The following is a 15,744-nucleotide window of genomic DNA, read 5'->3' on the forward strand; positions in this document are numbered from 1 at the left end:
CTGTCCCCTCCGTTCAGTCGCCACGAACCCGGCCTGTCGCGACCAGGTTATCGTACCGCTCAGGCCCAGGGGCGCTCAGCAGCATTCTTCTTCTCGAACGAAGCGATGGCGCCGGCCTTCTCCATGGTCAGACCGATATCGTCGAGCCCGTTGAGCAGGCAGTGGCGCTTGAACTCGTCGAGGTCGAACTTGACCACGCCGCCGTCCGGCCCGCGGATTTCCTTGGTCTCGAGATCGACCGACAGCGTCGCGTTGGAACCGCGCGAGGCATCGTCCATCAGCTTCTCCAGGTCTTCAGCGCTGACGGTGATCGGCAGGATGCCGTTCTTGAAGCAGTTGTTGTAGAAAATGTCGGCGAACGAGGTCGAGATGACGCAGCGGATGCCGAAATCGAGCAGCGCCCACGGCGCATGTTCCCGGCTCGAACCGCAGCCGAAATTGTCGCCGGCGACCAGGATCTGCGCCTTGCGGTAGGCCGGCTTGTTGAGCACGAAGTCCGGATTTTCCGAACCGTCGTCCTTGTAGCGCATTTCGGCGAACAAGCCGGTGCCGAGCCCGGTGCGCTTGATCGTCTTGAGATAATCCTTTGGGATGATCATGTCGGTGTCGACATTGACGATCGGCATCGGCGCGGCGACGCCGGTGAGCTTGGTGAATTTTTCCATGGTTCTTGCCCGTCTTCTTCTCGTTGCGGGGAATTGCTGGCGCCCGGTTTACACAAAGCCGCGGGCAAATAAAAGGCGGCTGTTTCTGGAGTTCCGTCGCCGATCGAAACACAAAACGCTTCAAAACCACTGGCCCATGGTGCACTTTTATCGACATGACAACGCGATCCACGATCCTTTACGCCAGCGAACCAGGCCTCGGCATCGCCGAGTTCCGCCGCGTGCTGGTGGAATCCGGCCTCGGCGAGACACGGCCCGTCGATGACAACACTCGATTGAAGGCGATGTTGTCAGCGGCCAATTTGGTGCTCACCGCGCGTCTCGACACAGAAGGCAAGCCGCTGGTCGGTGTCGCTCGCGGCATCACCGACTTTTCCTGGGTCTGCTATATCTCCGAGCTCGCTGTTTCTGCATCGGCGCAAGGGCTGGGTATCGGCAAGGGTCTGATGGATGAGGCACGCCGGCAACTCGGACCGTCCGTCGCCATCAGCCTGATCTCCATGCCCGACGCCGTCGGCTTCTATGAGCGTATCGGCATGGAGCGCATGCCCAACGCATTCTGGTTCGGCCGCAAGCGCTGAAATCCACTTTCAGCGACCTCAACCTGCGCATCCTCGGCCAAGGTTCTGCCTCTTGACATGCAACCAGACGGTTGCATATTAGGGTCATGAGCATGGATGCGGTCTTTCGCGCCTTGGCCGACCCGACACGTCGGCGATTACTGGACAGCCTTCATGCAAGGAACGGGCAGACGCTGAACGCGCTGTGCGGTGAGATGGACATGACGCGCCAGGCGGTGACCAAGCATCTGGCGATCCTGGAAGAAGCAAACCTCGTCACCACCATCCGCAAGGGACGCGAGAAGCAACATTACCTGAATCCTGTTCCCATCAACGAGATCGCCGAACGCTGGATCGGCAAATTCGAGCGGGGGCGACTGGGCGCCCTCAGCGATTTGAAGAAACGCCTCGAAAGGGAAGACTGATGAGCAATATTTTCGTTTATGTCACCTACATCCGCACCTCGCCCGAAAAACTCTGGCAAGCGCTGACCGAGCCGGAGTTCCAGCGGCAATATTTCTTCGGCGCCCAGATGCTAAGCGACTGGAAACAAGGTTCGGCGTGGAAGATGGTTTACACCGACGGCCGCGTCACCGACAGCGGCGAGGTCCTCGAGATCGATCCACCCAAGCGCATCGTGCTCAAATGGCGCAACGAGTTCATACCCGAGGTCAAGGCGGACGGCTACACACGCTGCACCTTCGCCATCGAGCAGGAGGGCGAGATGGTGAAGCTCGCCATCACACACGAAGCCGATGGACCGCACAAGCTGCTTGGCTATGTGGCGAACGGCTGGCCGCTCATCCTGTCCAGCCTGAAGAGCCTGCTCGAAACCGGCAAAGGCCTGTCGCGCCCTGCGTCGAAGGCTTGAGGTTGTTTCGATAGCGAAACGTTTCTGGAGACAGGCGATGTACAGTTCCGCGGTGCAGAGCATCACCAATGGCAAGACCGTTATGGCGAGCGCCGATGTTTGCGCGCCGCCCGAGCGGATCTTTGACGCGCTCGTTACACGTGAGGTCGAGCGCTGGTGGGGGTCCGCCGCGACCTACCGGATGACCGGATGGACGGCCGACCTCCACGTCGGCGGCCGCTGGAGCGTCACCGTCGAGACGGCGGCCGGCAGACACCTGCCCGCCAGCGGCGAATTCCTGGAGATCGAAGAGCCGCGCCGGATCGTGCAGACGCGGAGATACGGCTGGGACCATCCGACGCTTGGCCGCCGCGAAACCAAAGTCGCCTGGCTGCTGGAGCCGATCGCCGGCGGCACACGCGTCACCATCTGCCATGGCGGCTTCGCCGGCCTCGCTGCTGCCGCGACGAAGCATGCCGAAGGCTGGGCCCAGGTGCTGGGCTGGCTTCAGGCGTATCTTGGTACGGACGGCTTGGTGGCGGCTTAATCCACCAAGCAACGGTAGCATCCCTTCGGGCTAGCGTTAAATTACATTCAATTCCCGAAACGGCCGCCCATCGGCGATCCGGCTATACCCGAACGCCGAGCAATCCACCGTGCGATAGCCGCCATGCACGATCAGTTCGGCCAGCGCCTTGCCGACCGCTGGAGCCTGCTGCAAGCCGTGACCGGAAAACCCGTTGGCGAAGAGGAAATTACCGACCTCGGGATGCGGGCCGATCACCGCATTCTGGTCGAGCGTGTTGTAGTCGTAATGGCCGACCCAGGCGCGCGTCGGCTTGATCGCCTCGAAGGCTGGAATGCGGGTCGCCAGCACCGGCCAGATCACCTCTTCGAACAGTGGCCAGTCGGGGTCGAAGTCGGCGGGATCGGCTGGTCCTTCGCCCTCTTCCGGCTCGGCGCCACCGGTGATGTAGACCGAGCCCTCCGGCCGGACATAGATGCCGCTCGGGTCGACCAGAAGCGGCATGTCCTCATATTTCTCGCGCGCCTCGAAGACGAAGACGTTGCGCTTGCGCGGCTCCACCGGCAGCGCCAGCCCTGCCATTGCCGCCACCTTGCCGGCATTCGGCCCGGCGGCGTTGACGACGGTGCCGGCCTCGAGCCGCTCGCCATTGTCCAGAAATACACCAGTGACGCGGCCGCCTAGCCGCTCGATACCCGTCACCGACGCCGTGATAAAGTCGATGTTCTTCGTGCGCAGTGCCTTGCGGAACAGCATCAGCATCGCATGCGCGTCGAACCAGCCTTCGCCGCTGCGGCCATAGGCGCCGGCGGAAATGCCCTCGACCGACAGCCACGGAAAGCGGCGGACGAGCGCCTCCGCATCCTCGAGCAGGATGTCGGCGCCCTCGGCCATCTGCGCTTCGTGGTTGGCCCGCAGGATAGGCAGCCCGTTTTCGCCGGCAAGGATGAGATAACCGCCTTCGCGAAAGCCGATATCGGCATCCGCGCCAAACTCTTCCCTGAGCCGCCGGAACAGTTTCAGCGTGAACTGCGACAGACGGATGTTTTCCGGGATCGAAAACTGCTGGCGGATGGAGGCGCAGGACAGTGTGGTCGCCGCATGAGAAAATTGCGGGTCGCGCTCGACAAGTGCAATCGAGCCCGAAAACCCTTCCTCGCGCAGGTAATAGGCAACCGACGAGCCGACGATGGCTCCACCGATGATGACGATGTCGTAATGCACCTTTTCGCCCTTCCGGTCTGAATCGCCGAGTCACGCCGCCGGCAGGATGATCTCGAAGCGCGTGCCGCTCGCCGAGTCAACCAGCCGGATCGTGCCATCATGCGCTTTCAGGAGGGCCAGCACGATGCCGAGGCCCATCCCGGTGCCGCCGGAATCGCGGCGCGTGGTGAAAAACGGCTCGAAGATGCGGCCTCGGTTGCTGGGCGAAATGCCGGCGCCGTCGTCGTCCACCACAATGGTGGCCTTGCCGTCCGCGCTTGCGGCCGTGATCGAAACCAGCGTTGCGCCGTGCCGCGCCGAATTGTCGATGAGATTGGCCAGCACGATCGCCGCGTTTTCGGCCGATATGCGCAGACCGATCCGGGCGCCCGCCTCGAGGCGCACCGCCAGCCTGTCGTCGGCCGGCAGCAGCGCCAGCGCAGCAGTGAGCGACGTGCTTTCGCCGCTGGGCTCGAGATTTTCGGCGCGCGCCAGGTCGAGCAGGCGGCGCACGAGCAGATTGAGCCGGCCGGCATCGGTGACGATATTGTCCGAAAAGCGCCGCCGCTCGGCCTCGTCCATCGCGCTGCCCGAATCGCGCAACAGTTCGGCGGCGCCCTGGATCGCCGTCAGCGGCGATTTGAGCTCGTGCGAGACGTGGGTGGCAAAAGTCTGGATGCCGTCGGAGCGTGCATGCAGTTTTTCGGCCATGTCGAGGAAGGCGGCAGAAAGCGCCGCCATTTCGCGCGTGCCGTGGTGATCAAGCGGCCTGATCGCCGCGCGGTCGCCGGCGGCGATTCGATTCGTGCGTTCCATCAGCGCATAGATCGGCCGGCTGACGGTGCGCAGGAAAACCAGCCCGATCAGCAGCGTGCCGCCTAGAATGGCAATTGCCGCCAGCGCCACCTTGCCGCGCTCGCCATAGAGATGCTTGACGATGTTGTTGGGCGTCCGCGACAGATAGATCACGCCGGCGACCTTGCCTGAAACGGCAACCGGCATGGCGACAAAGACGCGAACCTTGGTGCCGCGGCTGACCGAATAGAGCGGCGGCGAAGGCTGGTCGGGCACCCGCAGCCTGAGCGCGCTGGCGTAGCGGCCGGCAAGCGCTGCGCGAACTTCTTCGACAGCGGCGAGCGACAGGCCGGCCTCCTCACGGCCGGCGATGACCACGCCTCCGGGATCGAGCAGCCGGAAGCCGGCCAGCGTGGTCTTCTGCGTCTCGGCAAGAATGCCCGACAGCCGCGCGCCGATTGCCGCGAAGGCAGGATCGACGCTGGCCGCCGTGGCTGCTGGCCGGGTTGGCAGGATCCTGTCGGATGCAAGATCGAGGCGCGGTTCGATTGGCTGGTAGGGAGAAGCCCGATCCCTTGTACTGGGTGGAGGCATGGATGTGCCGAGCTTTTCCGGGGCAAGGCCGGTCTCACGGACCTCTTGCGCATAGATCGCGGCAAGGGCGGCACCTTGTGCGATCAGCTCGGCCTCGGTCTGGCGGATCAGCTGGTTCTCGTAGAGCCGGAAGAAGAACAGGCCGGCCAGCGGCAGCGTCATCACCATGATCAGGATGGCAATGACGACCGTGGCAAGCCGTGGCCGCCATTTGCTGCCAATCCATTTTCGGGCGCTCAACTCCCGCATCGGCCGAGCCGGAAGCCGACGCCATGCACGGTCTCGATCGCATCGACGCAGCCGATGGCCGCGAGCTTGGCGCGGATGTTGCGGATATGGCTGTCGACGGTGCGGTCGGCGACGTGGATGTTGGCGGCATAGGCATTGGCCATCACCATGTCGCGGCCGAGCACATGCGCCGGCCGCGCCAGAAACCCTTTCAGGATCGCGAATTCGATCGAGGTCAGCGCCAGCGGCTTGCCGTCGAAGCTGGCTGTATGGCTTGCCGGCACCAGCGCCAGTCTGCCATGAGAGAATTGCCGGTCGTCGGCTGGTTCGGGCGCAGGCCGGGCGCGGCGCAGGATGACGTTGACGCGGGCGACCAGCTCGCGCGGGCTGAACGGCTTGGTGACATAGTCGTCGCCGCCCATTTCCAGCCCCAGTATGCGGTCGATCTCCTCATCCCGCGCGGACAGGAACAGCACCGGCACGTCGGATGTGTGGCGAAGCCGCCGGCACACTTCCAGCCCGTCCATTTCCGGCATGCCGATATCGAGCACGACAAGATCGGGAGCACGGCGTTCGATCGCCAGCAAGGCAGCTGCGCCGTCCGGCACTGCCAGCGTTTTCATGCCGGCCTTTTCGAGCGCGAAGCAGATGATTTCGCGAATGTGCGGATCGTCGTCGGCGACCAGTATGTGGTGCGGCATCAAATCAGCGGCCCGGCATGAAGGGTTCGGACATCGGAGGAACCACAAACGGGCCACGCCTGTCGAGGGCGCGGTTGAGCCGCCAGTCACGAAAGCTCCAGCCGCGCCAGTTTTCCTGGCCGGCGCGGAAGCGTGCTTCGTCCTGTGCATACCAGTCGGCGAGTTCGCGGATGGAGGCATCCTCCGCGGAAACCGTCCTGCTCTGGTGCTGGACGAAACGATCGAGTGCCGGCAAGGCGCCGGGCCCGAGCGAGCGCAGGTACCAGGCGTCGAGCTGGGCGCCTTGGCCGGTCATTTCGAAGGAATGGTCGACATTGTAGCTGGCGATCAGCGCGGCAAAGTTGATGAAGGAGCAGGCATAGAGCGTCGCCGATAGCGTCAGAAGATTGGCGGAAAGCAGCCATTCGTTGGATTTTCCGCGCGCGATGCGGGCTATGATCAGGGCAAGGCCCGCCGCCACCAGCCCCATCCAGACGAAGGCGGCGACACGCCAGTAGGTCAGCGCATAGATGCCGATATAGAGATCGAGCCGCAGGATCGACGAGATCACCAGAACGATGTTCTGCGCCACCCAGACATAGACCAGCCGGCGGATGAGCGGATCGCCGGAGGTCGCGCTGCCCGGCCGCAGCGCCGCCAGCACGAAGCCGGCGGCCAGCAGTGCCGTGACGATCAGCGGGTAGGCACCGCGATGCGCGTAGGCGGCATAGGTCAGCCCGTCGGGAAGCGCGATGCCGCCCCACAGATAGGTGGCGTCGAGTGCGCTCTGCACCGCGAACAGGATGTTGAAGACGACGAGCGCGCGGAGGATAGCGGCCTTGCCGAAGACGATGTCCTCGATCGTGGTCCTGGTGGCTGGCGTCGCCGGTGCGCTGGCTGGCGACACCCTGCGGCGGCGAAGAAACCGCGGCAGGCGCGGCCGCAGAAAGGCCCATACGCCGACGAGCACGGACAGCCAGAAGGCAAGACGCGGCAACTGCATGAGGTTGAGCAGGGCGAAGAGGTCAATCAGCGAAAACCAGTATTCGATGACCGGATTGGCGGCGCCGAACAGCGCGAGAAACACTGCGCCGAGGCTCAGCGGCATGACCCAGACGGCGATCGCCGCAAGGCGCATGCGTCGTCGGCCAAGCCGCCGCGCCGCCTTGCGCCAGCGGAAGAAGTCGCGGATGAACCGAAAAGGCGCTGCGAGCAGGAAGGTCAAAAGCTGGCCGGCAATGCGGGCAAGGCCGCGCCGCAGCCGTCCGGCCAGTGAAAGCACGAAGATGGCCAGCCACGCCAGCGCGATCGAGACGGACAGTGCGCTAACATCTTCCACGAGCGGCAGCAGCCCCACAAGCAGCGCAACCGGCTTGAACAAGAACTTGCCATCGTTGAAGACGCCGAGAGGATGGAGAGCCATGCTCGCCGCGGCAATCGCAACGCCGAACAGGAAAAGCGTCATGCCCGCCGGCTGGTCATAGAAGAAGAAATCGGCCAACGCGACGAGCAGGACGGCAACGCCGAAGCGGCTGCAATAGCTCGGCGCCGCCGGGAGGAATACTGTCATGATCGGGCTTTCTCGGCGGCTTTGATGCGGCTGGTGGGCAGGGATCTGCGGACGAAAGGGAGGAGGGTTGCCAAAGTCTGGGGCGGATCGACGAGCCACCAGCTTTCGCGGCGAAGCCGGTACGGCACGGACCAACGGGAGTTCGTTTGCTCTTGCATGCCGCCCTTGTCGCATTCTGCCGGGTGGCAAGCGGGGCGGAGACGAGGAGATTTTCCGAAATTACGTGCAGTTTTTATGCATGGCTTGCCTCGGCTGGCTGCAGGCGGCATAGATCGAACATGATCACCGAAAGCTACCGCCCGCGCCGCTCGGTGCTTTACGTTCCGGCCTCGAACGACAAGGCGCTGGCCAAGATCCCGTCGCTGACCTGCGATGCCGTCGTCATCGATCTCGAGGACGCCGTCGCCCCGGCCGACAAGCTTTCCGCGCGCGAAAAACTGGCGGCGATTTTCGCCGGCCGTTCCAACCGGCGCTGCGAAATGGTGGTGCGCATCAATGCGCTGTCGAGCGAATGGGGCGCCGACGACCTGCTGGCCGCGGCAAAATGCACGCCCGACGCCATCCTGCTGCCCAAGGTCGACACGCCGCGCGACGTCCTCGAGGCCGGCGACGTGCTAGACCACAATTTTATCGCGGACGAGGTCAAGCTGTGGGCGATGATCGAGACGCCCAAGGCGCTGCTCAATATCGGGCCGATCGCCGAGCTCGGCCGCGACCCTGCCTCGCGCCTGGTTTGTTTCGTTGCCGGAACGAACGACCTGGTCAAGGACACCGGCATTCTCGCCACGCCCGATCGGCGCTATCTCGTGCCATGGCTGATGCAAATGGTGCTCGCGGCGCGTGCCGGCGGCCTCGATCTGCTCGATGGCGTCTTCAATGATTTTCGCGATATGGACGGGTTTGCGCGCGAGTGCACGGAAGCGGCCGCCATGGGTTTTGACGGCAAGTCGCTGATCCATCCAGCCCAGATCGAGGCGGCGAACCGCGCTTTTGCACCGACGCCTGACGCATTGGCCGAGGCGCGCGCGATCAAGGAAGCCTTCGCGCTTGCCGAAAATGCCGGCAAGGCGGTGATTGCGCTGAACGGAAAAATGGTCGAGCGGCTGCATCTGGCGCAGGCCGAAAAACTGCTGGCGAAGGCCGCCGCTGTTCGCGCATGATTATCGTAACTGACAACAGGATTGAAGAATGAAACTCTACCGCTTTCTGTCCGGCCCGGACGATGCCAGCTTCTGCCACAAGGTGACGGCGGCGCTGAACACGGGCTGGCACCTGTTCGGCTCACCGACCTATGCCTATGACAAGGAAGCGAAAACCATGCGCTGCGGCCAGGCCGTGGTGAAGGACATCGAGGGCCAGGAATACGGCCCCGACACCAAGCTCAGCGATTGGTAGGGAGGTTCGCCGAAGCGCTCGTCCTTCATCATCCTAGGGCGTAGCAGTCGCGAAGCGACGTCGCGGAGTACCCTAGGATCCATGCCGTTACCTCTGCCGAAGGGCACGGCGGATCAGGATTAGTGTGATCTACCACCCCCGTTACCCAGAACGGGATGATGAGCGTTCGGTTCTGCACCGCCGGAGCACTGCACCACCATCACGGCATGGATCCTGGGGTCTGCGCCGCGTCGCCCCTTGCTCCGCCCCAGGATGACGAGGAGCGGGGTCGCTCACTCCGCTGCCTCTTCGATCTTCTCCATATCGTCGTCCGACAGGCCGAAATGGTGGCCGATCTCGTGGATCAGCACATGGGTGACGATGTCGCCCAGCGTTTCCTCGTTCTCGGCCCAGTAGTCAAGGATGGCGCGACGATAGAGCGTGATGCGGTTCGGGCCCTCGCCGGTCTGCGGATTCCAGCGCTCGGCGATGCCGCGCCCCTCGAACAGCCCCAAAAGGTCGAAGGGCGTTTCCAGCGAAAGGTCGTCCATGATCTCGTCGGTCGGGAATTCGGCGATCTGAATGACGATCTCGCCGGTCAACTTGCGAAAGTCCTCCGGCAGATGGGCATAGGCCTCCAGCGCCAGGAGCTCGATTTCCTCCATCGTTGGCGAAAGCTGGTCGTGCCAGATGCGTGTTTGGTAGATGCGAGCCATGCTTTGTCCCTTTGATCCCGGCATATAGGCTTTCGGGCCGGACTCGGCAAATGGCCGGGCTGGGGTGACCGTGCCACGCCCCCCACTAGAGGAATAAATTCCCCATGACTCCGCTTGACTCTTTGGCCGGCCTCTGGAATCTATAAGAACATAACAGGAACAATTGTGAGTGGAAGCTGACCGTCATGGCGACAAGCGCCGTGGCGCGGGAGACTGTTTTTGCCCTGCGCCGCCAGATCGCGAAGATCGAGGGAACGCTGTCCGAGCGTCTGGAGGCGTCGGCCGGCGCAGCCCCCGTTGATGCGGATGTCAGCCCCCAGACTCTGACATTGCCTCGAAATCTAACTATTGTCCGGCGCGGCCTCGCCGTGGCTTCGCAGGATGCGTTTTTGTCCACCGGCGCGGAGCGCCTCGATGCTGCGCTGAGCGGTGGCCTGCCGAAGTCGGCGCTGAGCGAGTTTCATGGCGCCGCGACGCGCGATGCCGGGGCCGTCGCCGGCTTTGTGCTCGCGCTCGTCAGCCTGATCCTCAGCCAGGGCCCGCGACTGCCGGTGCTGTGGATCGGCACATCCGAGGTTTTCCGCGAGGCCGGCTTCCCTTACGCTAGGGGGCTTCACGCCTTTTTCGGCATCGAGCCGGAGCAATTGCTGTTTTCCGAGGCGCCAAGGCTGCTCGATGCGCTGTGGGTCGCCGAGGAGGCTGCCCGGATGACGGCGCTGGCCGCTGTCATCCTCGAAATCCGCGGCAGCCCGCAGCGGCTGGATCTCACCGCGACGCGGCGGCTGCACGCCCGGGCGCAGAGTGCCGGCCGGCCGCTGTTCCTGCTGCGCCAGGCCGGCGAGCCCGAACCGACGGCAGCGCCCGTCCGCCTCATCCTGTCGGCGGCACCGGCGGCAGCGCGCCAGACAATCGCCGGGCCGCTCGCCGGCTCGATCGGCCGGCCCGCCTTCACCGTCAGCATCGGCAAGAGCCGCGCGGCCTTGCCCGGACAATTCACACTGGAGTGGAACCCCGATGAACGCATATTCGAAGAAAGACGGGGCGAGCAAGGAAGGTCTCAGGAATCGGCCCCAGAACGGCCAAAGAATCCTGTCCCTGTGGTTTCCGCATCTCGCCGCCGAGAGGATCCTGCGGCAGCGTCTGGGGCGGTCCTGGCGTTCCCGGCCGTCGGATCACCTGCCGCTGGTGATCAGCCATCGCCAAGGGAACGCCCAGCGCATCGCCGCCCTCGACGAACGGGCTGAGGCGCTTAATCTGAAACGCGGCATGGGCATAGCCGACGCATGCGCCATGCATCCCTCGATCGACATCGCGGAGGCCGATCCGGAGGCCGACCGGCGCCTGCTCGAAGGCCTCGCCGACTGGTGCGACCGCTATACCCCGCTGGTGGCGCTCGACGGGACCGACGGCCTCTATCTCGATGTCACCGGCTGCACGCATCTTTTCGGCGGCGAACGCTCGATGCTGGACGATATCCTGTCGCGTTTTTTCCATCAGGGCTTCGATGTCCGCGCCGGGCTTGCCGCCACACCTGGTGCTGCCTGGGCGGCGGCGCGGTTTGCCGGCGACCGCATCGTGCCCGATGGCGAGGAGGAAGCGCTTCTCGCGCCCATGCCGCTGGCGGCGCTGCGCATCGACCCGGAGGTCCGCGCCAGCCTCGAAAGCGTCGGCCTGCGCACGGCGGGCGCCGTCATGGCAGCACCGCGCGCGCCGCTGGCCCGCCGCTTCGGCGCATCGCTGCTCTTGCGCCTCGACCAGGCGCTCGGCCGCCTCGACGAAGCCGTGTTGCCGCGCCTGCCGGTGGCACCGCTTTCGGTCGAGCGTCATCTTGCCGAGCCGATCATGTTGACCGAGGACATCGAGCGGCTGACCGGCATGCTGGCGGCCACCTTGAAGAGCGATCTCGAGCGTCGCGGCGAGGGCGCAAGGCGGCTGGCGCTGCTGCTTTTCCGCGTCGATGGCGGCGTCAGCCGCATCGCCGTCGGCACCTCGCGGCCTCTGCGCGAGCCGCGGCTGATCCAGAAATTGTTCCACGAAAGGCTTGCCGCGCTCGAACGGGATATCGACGCCGGCTATGGCTTCGATCTCGTGCGCCTTTCGGTGCTGACCGCCGCCGCCTTCGACATGCAGCAGGCAGACCTTGCCGGCGAGACGAGCGACGACGGTGCCGATATCGCGCTTTTTGCCGACCGCATTCGCGCCCGGCTCGGCGAAGGCGCGGTCTTGAAGCCGGTTGCCGTCGAGAGCCATTTGCCGGAGCGCGCCGTTGCCACCCTTCCCTTCACGGAGGCGCCGCAGAGAAGCTCGCCGCCGAAGCAGCCGGACAAGGCGAAGGACGCTCCCACGACCGTCTTCCAGCCTGAGCGACCGATCCGGCTTTTCCGTTCGCCCGAGCCGATCGAAGTGCCAGCCACCGAAATGCCGGAAGGCCCGCCTTTGAACTTCCGCTGGCGGCGCGCGCTCTACCGGGTCGCGCGCGCCGAAGGGCCGGAGCGCATCGCGCCGGAATGGTGGCGAGAGGCGGCGGGACGAGAAGATGCCCCGACCCGGGATTATTTCCGCATCGAGGATGCCGACGGCCGCCGTTACTGGCTCTATCGCCAGGGCCTTTACGGCGCCTCTCAAGTCCCGCCGCGCTGGTACATGCATGGGATCTTCGCATGAATGCGCTGACGGCCATCCCCTATGCCGAATTCGGCATCCAGTCGAACTTCTCGTTCCTGCGCGGTGCCTCGAAACCGGAGGAGCTGGTGGTCGCGGCAAAATTCCTCGGGTTTTCGGCGATCGGTCTCGCCGACCGAAATACGGTGGCGGGCGTGGTACGCGCCTGGCAGCAGGCCAAGGTGGAGGGTGTTTCCTATCATCCCGGCTGCCGCCTGGTTTTTTGCGACGGCACGCCGGACATCCTCGCCTACCCGCAGGACCGCAAGGGCTGGGGGCATCTCTGCCGCATGCTGACACAGGCCAATCTGCGCGACGAGAACGAAAAGGGCGCAACGCTTCTCAAACAGAGCGATCTTCTCGAATGGGGCGATCTCCTGTCGCTGGCCATACTGCCGGATCTGTCGGCGGACGCGGAAGCTGGCCTCGCACTGATTAGCCGGCTCAGGGATCGCTTCGGCGAAAACCTGAGGCTGGCGGTTTCGCCGGATTACCGCGGTAACGACCGCTTCCGTATCGAGCAGGCGGCGGCGATGGCCGAGCTGGCCGGCATCCCGCTGATGGCCACCAACGACGTTCTCTACCATACGTCGGAACGGCGCCCGCTGCAGGACGTGCTGACGGCGATCCGCCTCAATGTGCCCGTCGCCGAGGTGGGGCTGGAGCTGGCGGCCAATGCCGAGCGCCACTTAAAGCCGCCGCTGGAGATGGCACGGCTTTTCCGTAGGCATCCGCAAGCGCTGGCGGAAACGCTGCGTTTTGCCAGCGAGCTGACCTTCTCGCTCAGTGACCTGCAATACAACTATCCCGACGAGCCGACGGAATCGGGCCTCGGGCCGCAGGCCGAGCTGGAAAGGCTGGCCAAGGAGGGGGCCGCCATCCGCTACCCCTCGGGCGTGCCCGCTTTTGTGACGCAACGCATCGAGGAGGAGCTCGCCCTGATCGAGCGCCTGAACTACGCGCGCTATTTCCTGACTGTCCACGACATCGTCAAATTCGCCCGCAGCCAGAACATTCTCTGCCAGGGGCGCGGCTCCGCCGCCAACTCGATCGTCTGCTTCTGCATCGGCATCACCGAAGTTGGCCCGGACAAGATCGACACGCTTTTCGAGCGCTTCATTTCCGAGGAAAGAAACGAACCGCCCGACATCGACGTCGATTTCGAGCATGAAAAGCGCGAGGAGGTCATCCAGTACATCTATTCCAAATACAGTACCAAGCGCACCGCGCTGGCCGCTGCCGTCGTCAGCTACCGGGGCCGCTCGGCGATGCGCGAAGTGGCCAAGGCGATGGGCCTGTCGGACGACGTCCGCAGCGCGCTGTCCAGTTCGATCTGGGGCTGGTCGACCTCGGAACTCGGCGAAAAGGAGACAAAAGCCGGCGGCCTCGATCAGACCGATCCATCGACAAGGCACGTGATCGAATGCGCCAACGAGATCATGGGCTTTCCCCGTCATTTGTCGCAGCATGTCGGCGGTTTTGTCATCACCAGGGACCGGCTCGACGAGATCGTGCCCATCGTCAAGACGGCGATGGACGAGCGCAAGATGGTCGAGTGGGACAAGGACGACCTCGACGCGGTGAAAATCCTTAAAGTGGACGTGCTGGCGCTCGGCATGCTGACCTGCCTGCAGCGCGCCTTCACCCTGCTCCGGGATCATTATCCGGAGGCGCGGGACGAGTACGGCCAACCCTATGTGCTGGCCACTCTGCCTGCCGAGGACAAGCGTGTCTACGACATGATCTGCCGCGCCGACACGATCGGCGTCTTCCAGATCGAATCCCGCGCGCAGATGTCGATGCTGCCGCGGCTGCGGCCGAAAAACTTTTACGATCTCGTCATCGAGGTGGCGATCGTGCGGCCCGGCCCGATCCAGGGCGACATGGTCCATCCCTATCTGCGCCGCCGGCAAGGCAAGGAAAAACCCGAATACCCCAAGCCGGAACTGGAAAAAATCCTCGGCAGGACGCTGGGCGTGCCGTTGTTCCAGGAGCAGGCGATGAAGATCGCCATCGTCGCCGGCGGCTTCAGGCCGGGCGAGGCCGATGAACTGCGCCGCGCCATGGCGACGTTCAAGCGCACCGGCACGATCGGCAATTACCGCAAGAGAATGGTCGACGGCATGGTCGCCAAGGGCTACGAAAAAGACTTCGCCGAGCGCTGCTTCAAACAGATCGAAGGCTTTGGCGAATACGGCTTTCCCGAAAGCCACGCCGCCTCCTTCGCCCTGCTGGTCTATGCCTCCTGCTGGTTCAAGACCTTCTATCCCGACGTGTTCTGTGCCGCGATCCTGAATTCCCAGCCGATGGGGTTTTACCAGCCGGCTCAGCTTGTCCGCGACGCGCATGACCACGGCGTCGAGATCCGCGACGTCGACGTCAATTTTTCCGGCTGGGATTGCGCCTTGGAGAAATCGCCTTTCGATCCGGATCGTATCCTTGGCCGCCATGCCCAGATGCGCGGCGTCATCCGGACCAGCCATGCCGTCCGGCTTGGTTTTCGCCAGGTCAAGGGCCTGTCGAAGGAGCGCATGGAGACCTTTGTGCTGCGACGCGGCGACGGCTACGCATCCGTGCGCGATGTCTGGCTGCGCTCGGGCCTCAACGTCGACGAGATCGAAAAACTGGCACAGGCCGACGCTTTCCGCTCGCTTGGATTGAACCGCCGCGACGCTCTATGGGCGGTCCGCGCGCTCGACGGCAAGAGTGCCGCCGAAAAGCTGCCGCTGTTCGATCAGCCGGCGATCCGCTTGCGCGATCTCGAGCCTGAAACCCGGCTCCCGACAATGCCGCTCGGCGAGCACGTCGTCCACGACTACCGCTCGCTCGGCCTGTCGCTGAAGGCGCACCCGGTCGCCTTCCTGCGTCAAAGGCTGGATCGGTCCGGCGTCACGCCCAATGCGCGGCTCGGCCAGGTGCGGGACGGCCGCCGCGTTTCGGTCGCCGGCCTCGTGCTGGTGCGGCAGCGGCCGGGCAATGGCAAGGCGATTTTCCTGACGCTGGAAGACGAGAATGCGGTCGCCAATATCATTTTCTGGGAAAGAACCTTCAACCGCTTCCGCCCCATCGTCATGGGCGCGCGTCTCATCCGCGTCACCGGCAAGCTGCAATCGGAATCGGACGTCATCCATATCGTCGCCGAGAAGGTCGAGGATCTGACGCCGTGGCTGTCGGTGCTGCTTGAGGAGGCAAGGCTTGTGGATGAACCTTCGAGCGGCCCCGAGGAGAAGCGGCCCGATAGTATCGCGCAAACGGAACTATTGGGAAAGGCAGAGAAGGTCATGCCCAAAGGGCGCAATTTTCAATAGAGGGGGATCGCTAT

Annotated in this window: 15 protein-coding genes; 9 read left to right on the forward strand and 6 right to left on the reverse strand. The window is 64.2% G+C overall.

What is annotated here, in order from left to right; all coding sequences use genetic code 11:
- Positions 1 to 59 precede the first annotated feature (59 nt).
- The gene (leuD, locus tag NKH17_RS15460; protein ID WP_254817902.1) at positions 60 to 665 is read right to left on the reverse strand and encodes a 3-isopropylmalate dehydratase small subunit; all 606 of its coding nucleotides are present in this window, start codon (positions 663 to 665) and stop codon (positions 60 to 62) included.
- Between the two features lie 155 nt (positions 666 to 820).
- Here leuD and NKH17_RS15465 point away from each other — a divergent pair, with 155 nt between their 5' ends.
- The 4 genes from NKH17_RS15465 to NKH17_RS15480 all read left to right on the forward strand — a co-directional run bounded on the left by NKH17_RS15465 (position 821) and on the right by NKH17_RS15480 (position 2,622).
- A complete protein-coding gene (locus NKH17_RS15465) occupies positions 821 to 1,246 on the forward strand; it encodes a GNAT family N-acetyltransferase (protein ID WP_352479709.1) in 426 nt (141 codons plus the stop codon).
- Between the two features lie 92 nt (positions 1,247 to 1,338).
- Positions 1,339 to 1,650: an ArsR/SmtB family transcription factor gene (locus NKH17_RS15470; RefSeq protein ID WP_031213186.1), complete on the forward strand. Its 312-nt coding sequence runs from the start codon at positions 1,339 to 1,341 to the stop codon at positions 1,648 to 1,650.
- On the forward strand, positions 1,650 to 2,096 hold the full coding sequence (locus NKH17_RS15475; RefSeq protein WP_352802879.1) for an SRPBCC family protein: 447 nt from the start codon (positions 1,650 to 1,652) through the stop codon (positions 2,094 to 2,096). The genes NKH17_RS15470 and NKH17_RS15475 overlap by 1 nt, the downstream gene beginning before the upstream one ends.
- A 37-nt stretch (positions 2,097 to 2,133) precedes the next feature.
- Positions 2,134 to 2,622, forward strand: coding sequence for an SRPBCC family protein (locus NKH17_RS15480; RefSeq protein ID WP_352899103.1), 489 nt, complete (start codon positions 2,134 to 2,136; stop codon positions 2,620 to 2,622).
- Between the two features lie 36 nt (positions 2,623 to 2,658).
- Here the strand turns inward: NKH17_RS15480 and NKH17_RS15485 are convergent, their stop codons facing one another.
- Genes NKH17_RS15485 through NKH17_RS15500 form a run of 4 tightly spaced genes read right to left on the reverse strand, consistent with a single transcriptional unit; the run spans position 2,659 to position 7,671 of the window.
- Complete coding sequence (locus NKH17_RS15485; RefSeq protein WP_352479711.1) at positions 2,659 to 3,825, reverse strand: NAD(P)/FAD-dependent oxidoreductase; 1,167 nt, start codon at positions 3,823 to 3,825, stop codon at positions 2,659 to 2,661.
- 30 nt (positions 3,826 to 3,855) lie between these two features.
- Entirely contained in the window at positions 3,856 to 5,442 is a 1,587-nt protein-coding gene (locus NKH17_RS15490; RefSeq protein WP_352479712.1) for an ATP-binding protein, read from the reverse strand.
- Entirely contained in the window at positions 5,430 to 6,122 is a 693-nt protein-coding gene (locus tag NKH17_RS15495; protein ID WP_352479713.1) for a response regulator, read from the reverse strand. Before NKH17_RS15495 ends, NKH17_RS15490 begins: the two co-directional genes overlap by 13 nt.
- A 4-nt stretch (positions 6,123 to 6,126) precedes the next feature.
- Complete coding sequence (locus tag NKH17_RS15500; protein ID WP_352899107.1) at positions 6,127 to 7,671, reverse strand: DUF4153 domain-containing protein; 1,545 nt, start codon at positions 7,669 to 7,671, stop codon at positions 6,127 to 6,129.
- A gap of 281 nt (positions 7,672 to 7,952) precedes the next feature.
- On the opposite strand from NKH17_RS15500, the gene NKH17_RS15505 reads away from it, so the two are divergent.
- Positions 7,953 to 8,831, forward strand: a complete 879-nt coding sequence (locus tag NKH17_RS15505) for an HpcH/HpaI aldolase/citrate lyase family protein (protein WP_352899159.1) — start codon at positions 7,953 to 7,955, stop codon at positions 8,829 to 8,831.
- 28 nt (positions 8,832 to 8,859) lie between these two features.
- Positions 8,860 to 9,066, forward strand: a complete 207-nt coding sequence (locus NKH17_RS15510; RefSeq protein ID WP_352479716.1) for a DUF1737 domain-containing protein — start codon at positions 8,860 to 8,862, stop codon at positions 9,064 to 9,066.
- 272 nt (positions 9,067 to 9,338) lie between these two features.
- Here the strand turns inward: NKH17_RS15510 and NKH17_RS15515 are convergent, their stop codons facing one another.
- Positions 9,339 to 9,761, reverse strand: coding sequence for a metallopeptidase family protein (locus tag NKH17_RS15515; RefSeq protein WP_023680515.1), 423 nt, complete (start codon positions 9,759 to 9,761; stop codon positions 9,339 to 9,341).
- A 185-nt stretch (positions 9,762 to 9,946) separates the two neighbouring features.
- Here NKH17_RS15515 and NKH17_RS15520 point away from each other — a divergent pair, with 185 nt between their 5' ends.
- The 3 genes from NKH17_RS15520 to NKH17_RS15530 are packed head-to-tail and all read left to right on the forward strand — an operon-like array spanning position 9,947 to position 15,730.
- Entirely contained in the window at positions 9,947 to 11,005 is a 1,059-nt protein-coding gene (locus NKH17_RS15520) for an ImuA family protein (protein ID WP_352899110.1), read from the forward strand.
- Positions 10,947 to 12,425, forward strand: a complete 1,479-nt coding sequence (locus tag NKH17_RS15525; RefSeq protein ID WP_352899113.1) for a DUF6504 family protein — start codon at positions 10,947 to 10,949, stop codon at positions 12,423 to 12,425. Before NKH17_RS15520 ends, NKH17_RS15525 begins: the two co-directional genes overlap by 59 nt.
- Positions 12,422 to 15,730, forward strand: coding sequence for an error-prone DNA polymerase (locus NKH17_RS15530; protein ID WP_352802903.1), 3,309 nt, complete (start codon positions 12,422 to 12,424; stop codon positions 15,728 to 15,730). Before NKH17_RS15525 ends, NKH17_RS15530 begins: the two co-directional genes overlap by 4 nt.
- Positions 15,731 to 15,744 lie beyond the last annotated feature (14 nt).

It is taken from the genome of Mesorhizobium sp. M1334, from assembly GCF_040317995.1.
In the GTDB taxonomy this organism is placed as follows: Bacteria; Pseudomonadota; Alphaproteobacteria; order Rhizobiales; family Rhizobiaceae; genus Mesorhizobium.

Bases quoted from the DNA above. Each gene is read 5' to 3' on its own strand.
- leuD (WP_254817902.1), bottom strand. From the start codon at position 665: ATGGAAAAATTCACCAAGCTCACCGGCGTCGCCGCGCCGATGCCGATC.
- NKH17_RS15465 (WP_352479709.1), top strand. From the start codon at position 821: ATGACAACGCGATCCACGATCCTTTACGCCAGCGAACCAGGCCTCGGC.
- NKH17_RS15470 (WP_031213186.1), top strand. From the start codon at position 1,339: ATGGATGCGGTCTTTCGCGCCTTGGCCGACCCGACACGTCGGCGATTA.
- NKH17_RS15475 (WP_352802879.1), top strand. From the start codon at position 1,650: ATGAGCAATATTTTCGTTTATGTCACCTACATCCGCACCTCGCCCGAA.
- NKH17_RS15480 (WP_352899103.1), top strand. From the start codon at position 2,134: ATGTACAGTTCCGCGGTGCAGAGCATCACCAATGGCAAGACCGTTATG.
- NKH17_RS15490 (WP_352479712.1), bottom strand. From the start codon at position 5,442: ATGCGGGAGTTGAGCGCCCGAAAATGGATTGGCAGCAAATGGCGGCCA.
- NKH17_RS15495 (WP_352479713.1), bottom strand. From the start codon at position 6,122: ATGCCGCACCACATACTGGTCGCCGACGACGATCCGCACATTCGCGAA.
- NKH17_RS15500 (WP_352899107.1), bottom strand. From the start codon at position 7,671: ATGACAGTATTCCTCCCGGCGGCGCCGAGCTATTGCAGCCGCTTCGGC.
- NKH17_RS15510 (WP_352479716.1), top strand. From the start codon at position 8,860: ATGAAACTCTACCGCTTTCTGTCCGGCCCGGACGATGCCAGCTTCTGC.
- NKH17_RS15515 (WP_023680515.1), bottom strand. From the start codon at position 9,761: ATGGCTCGCATCTACCAAACACGCATCTGGCACGACCAGCTTTCGCCA.
- NKH17_RS15520 (WP_352899110.1), top strand. From the start codon at position 9,947: ATGGCGACAAGCGCCGTGGCGCGGGAGACTGTTTTTGCCCTGCGCCGC.
- NKH17_RS15530 (WP_352802903.1), top strand. From the start codon at position 12,422: ATGAATGCGCTGACGGCCATCCCCTATGCCGAATTCGGCATCCAGTCG.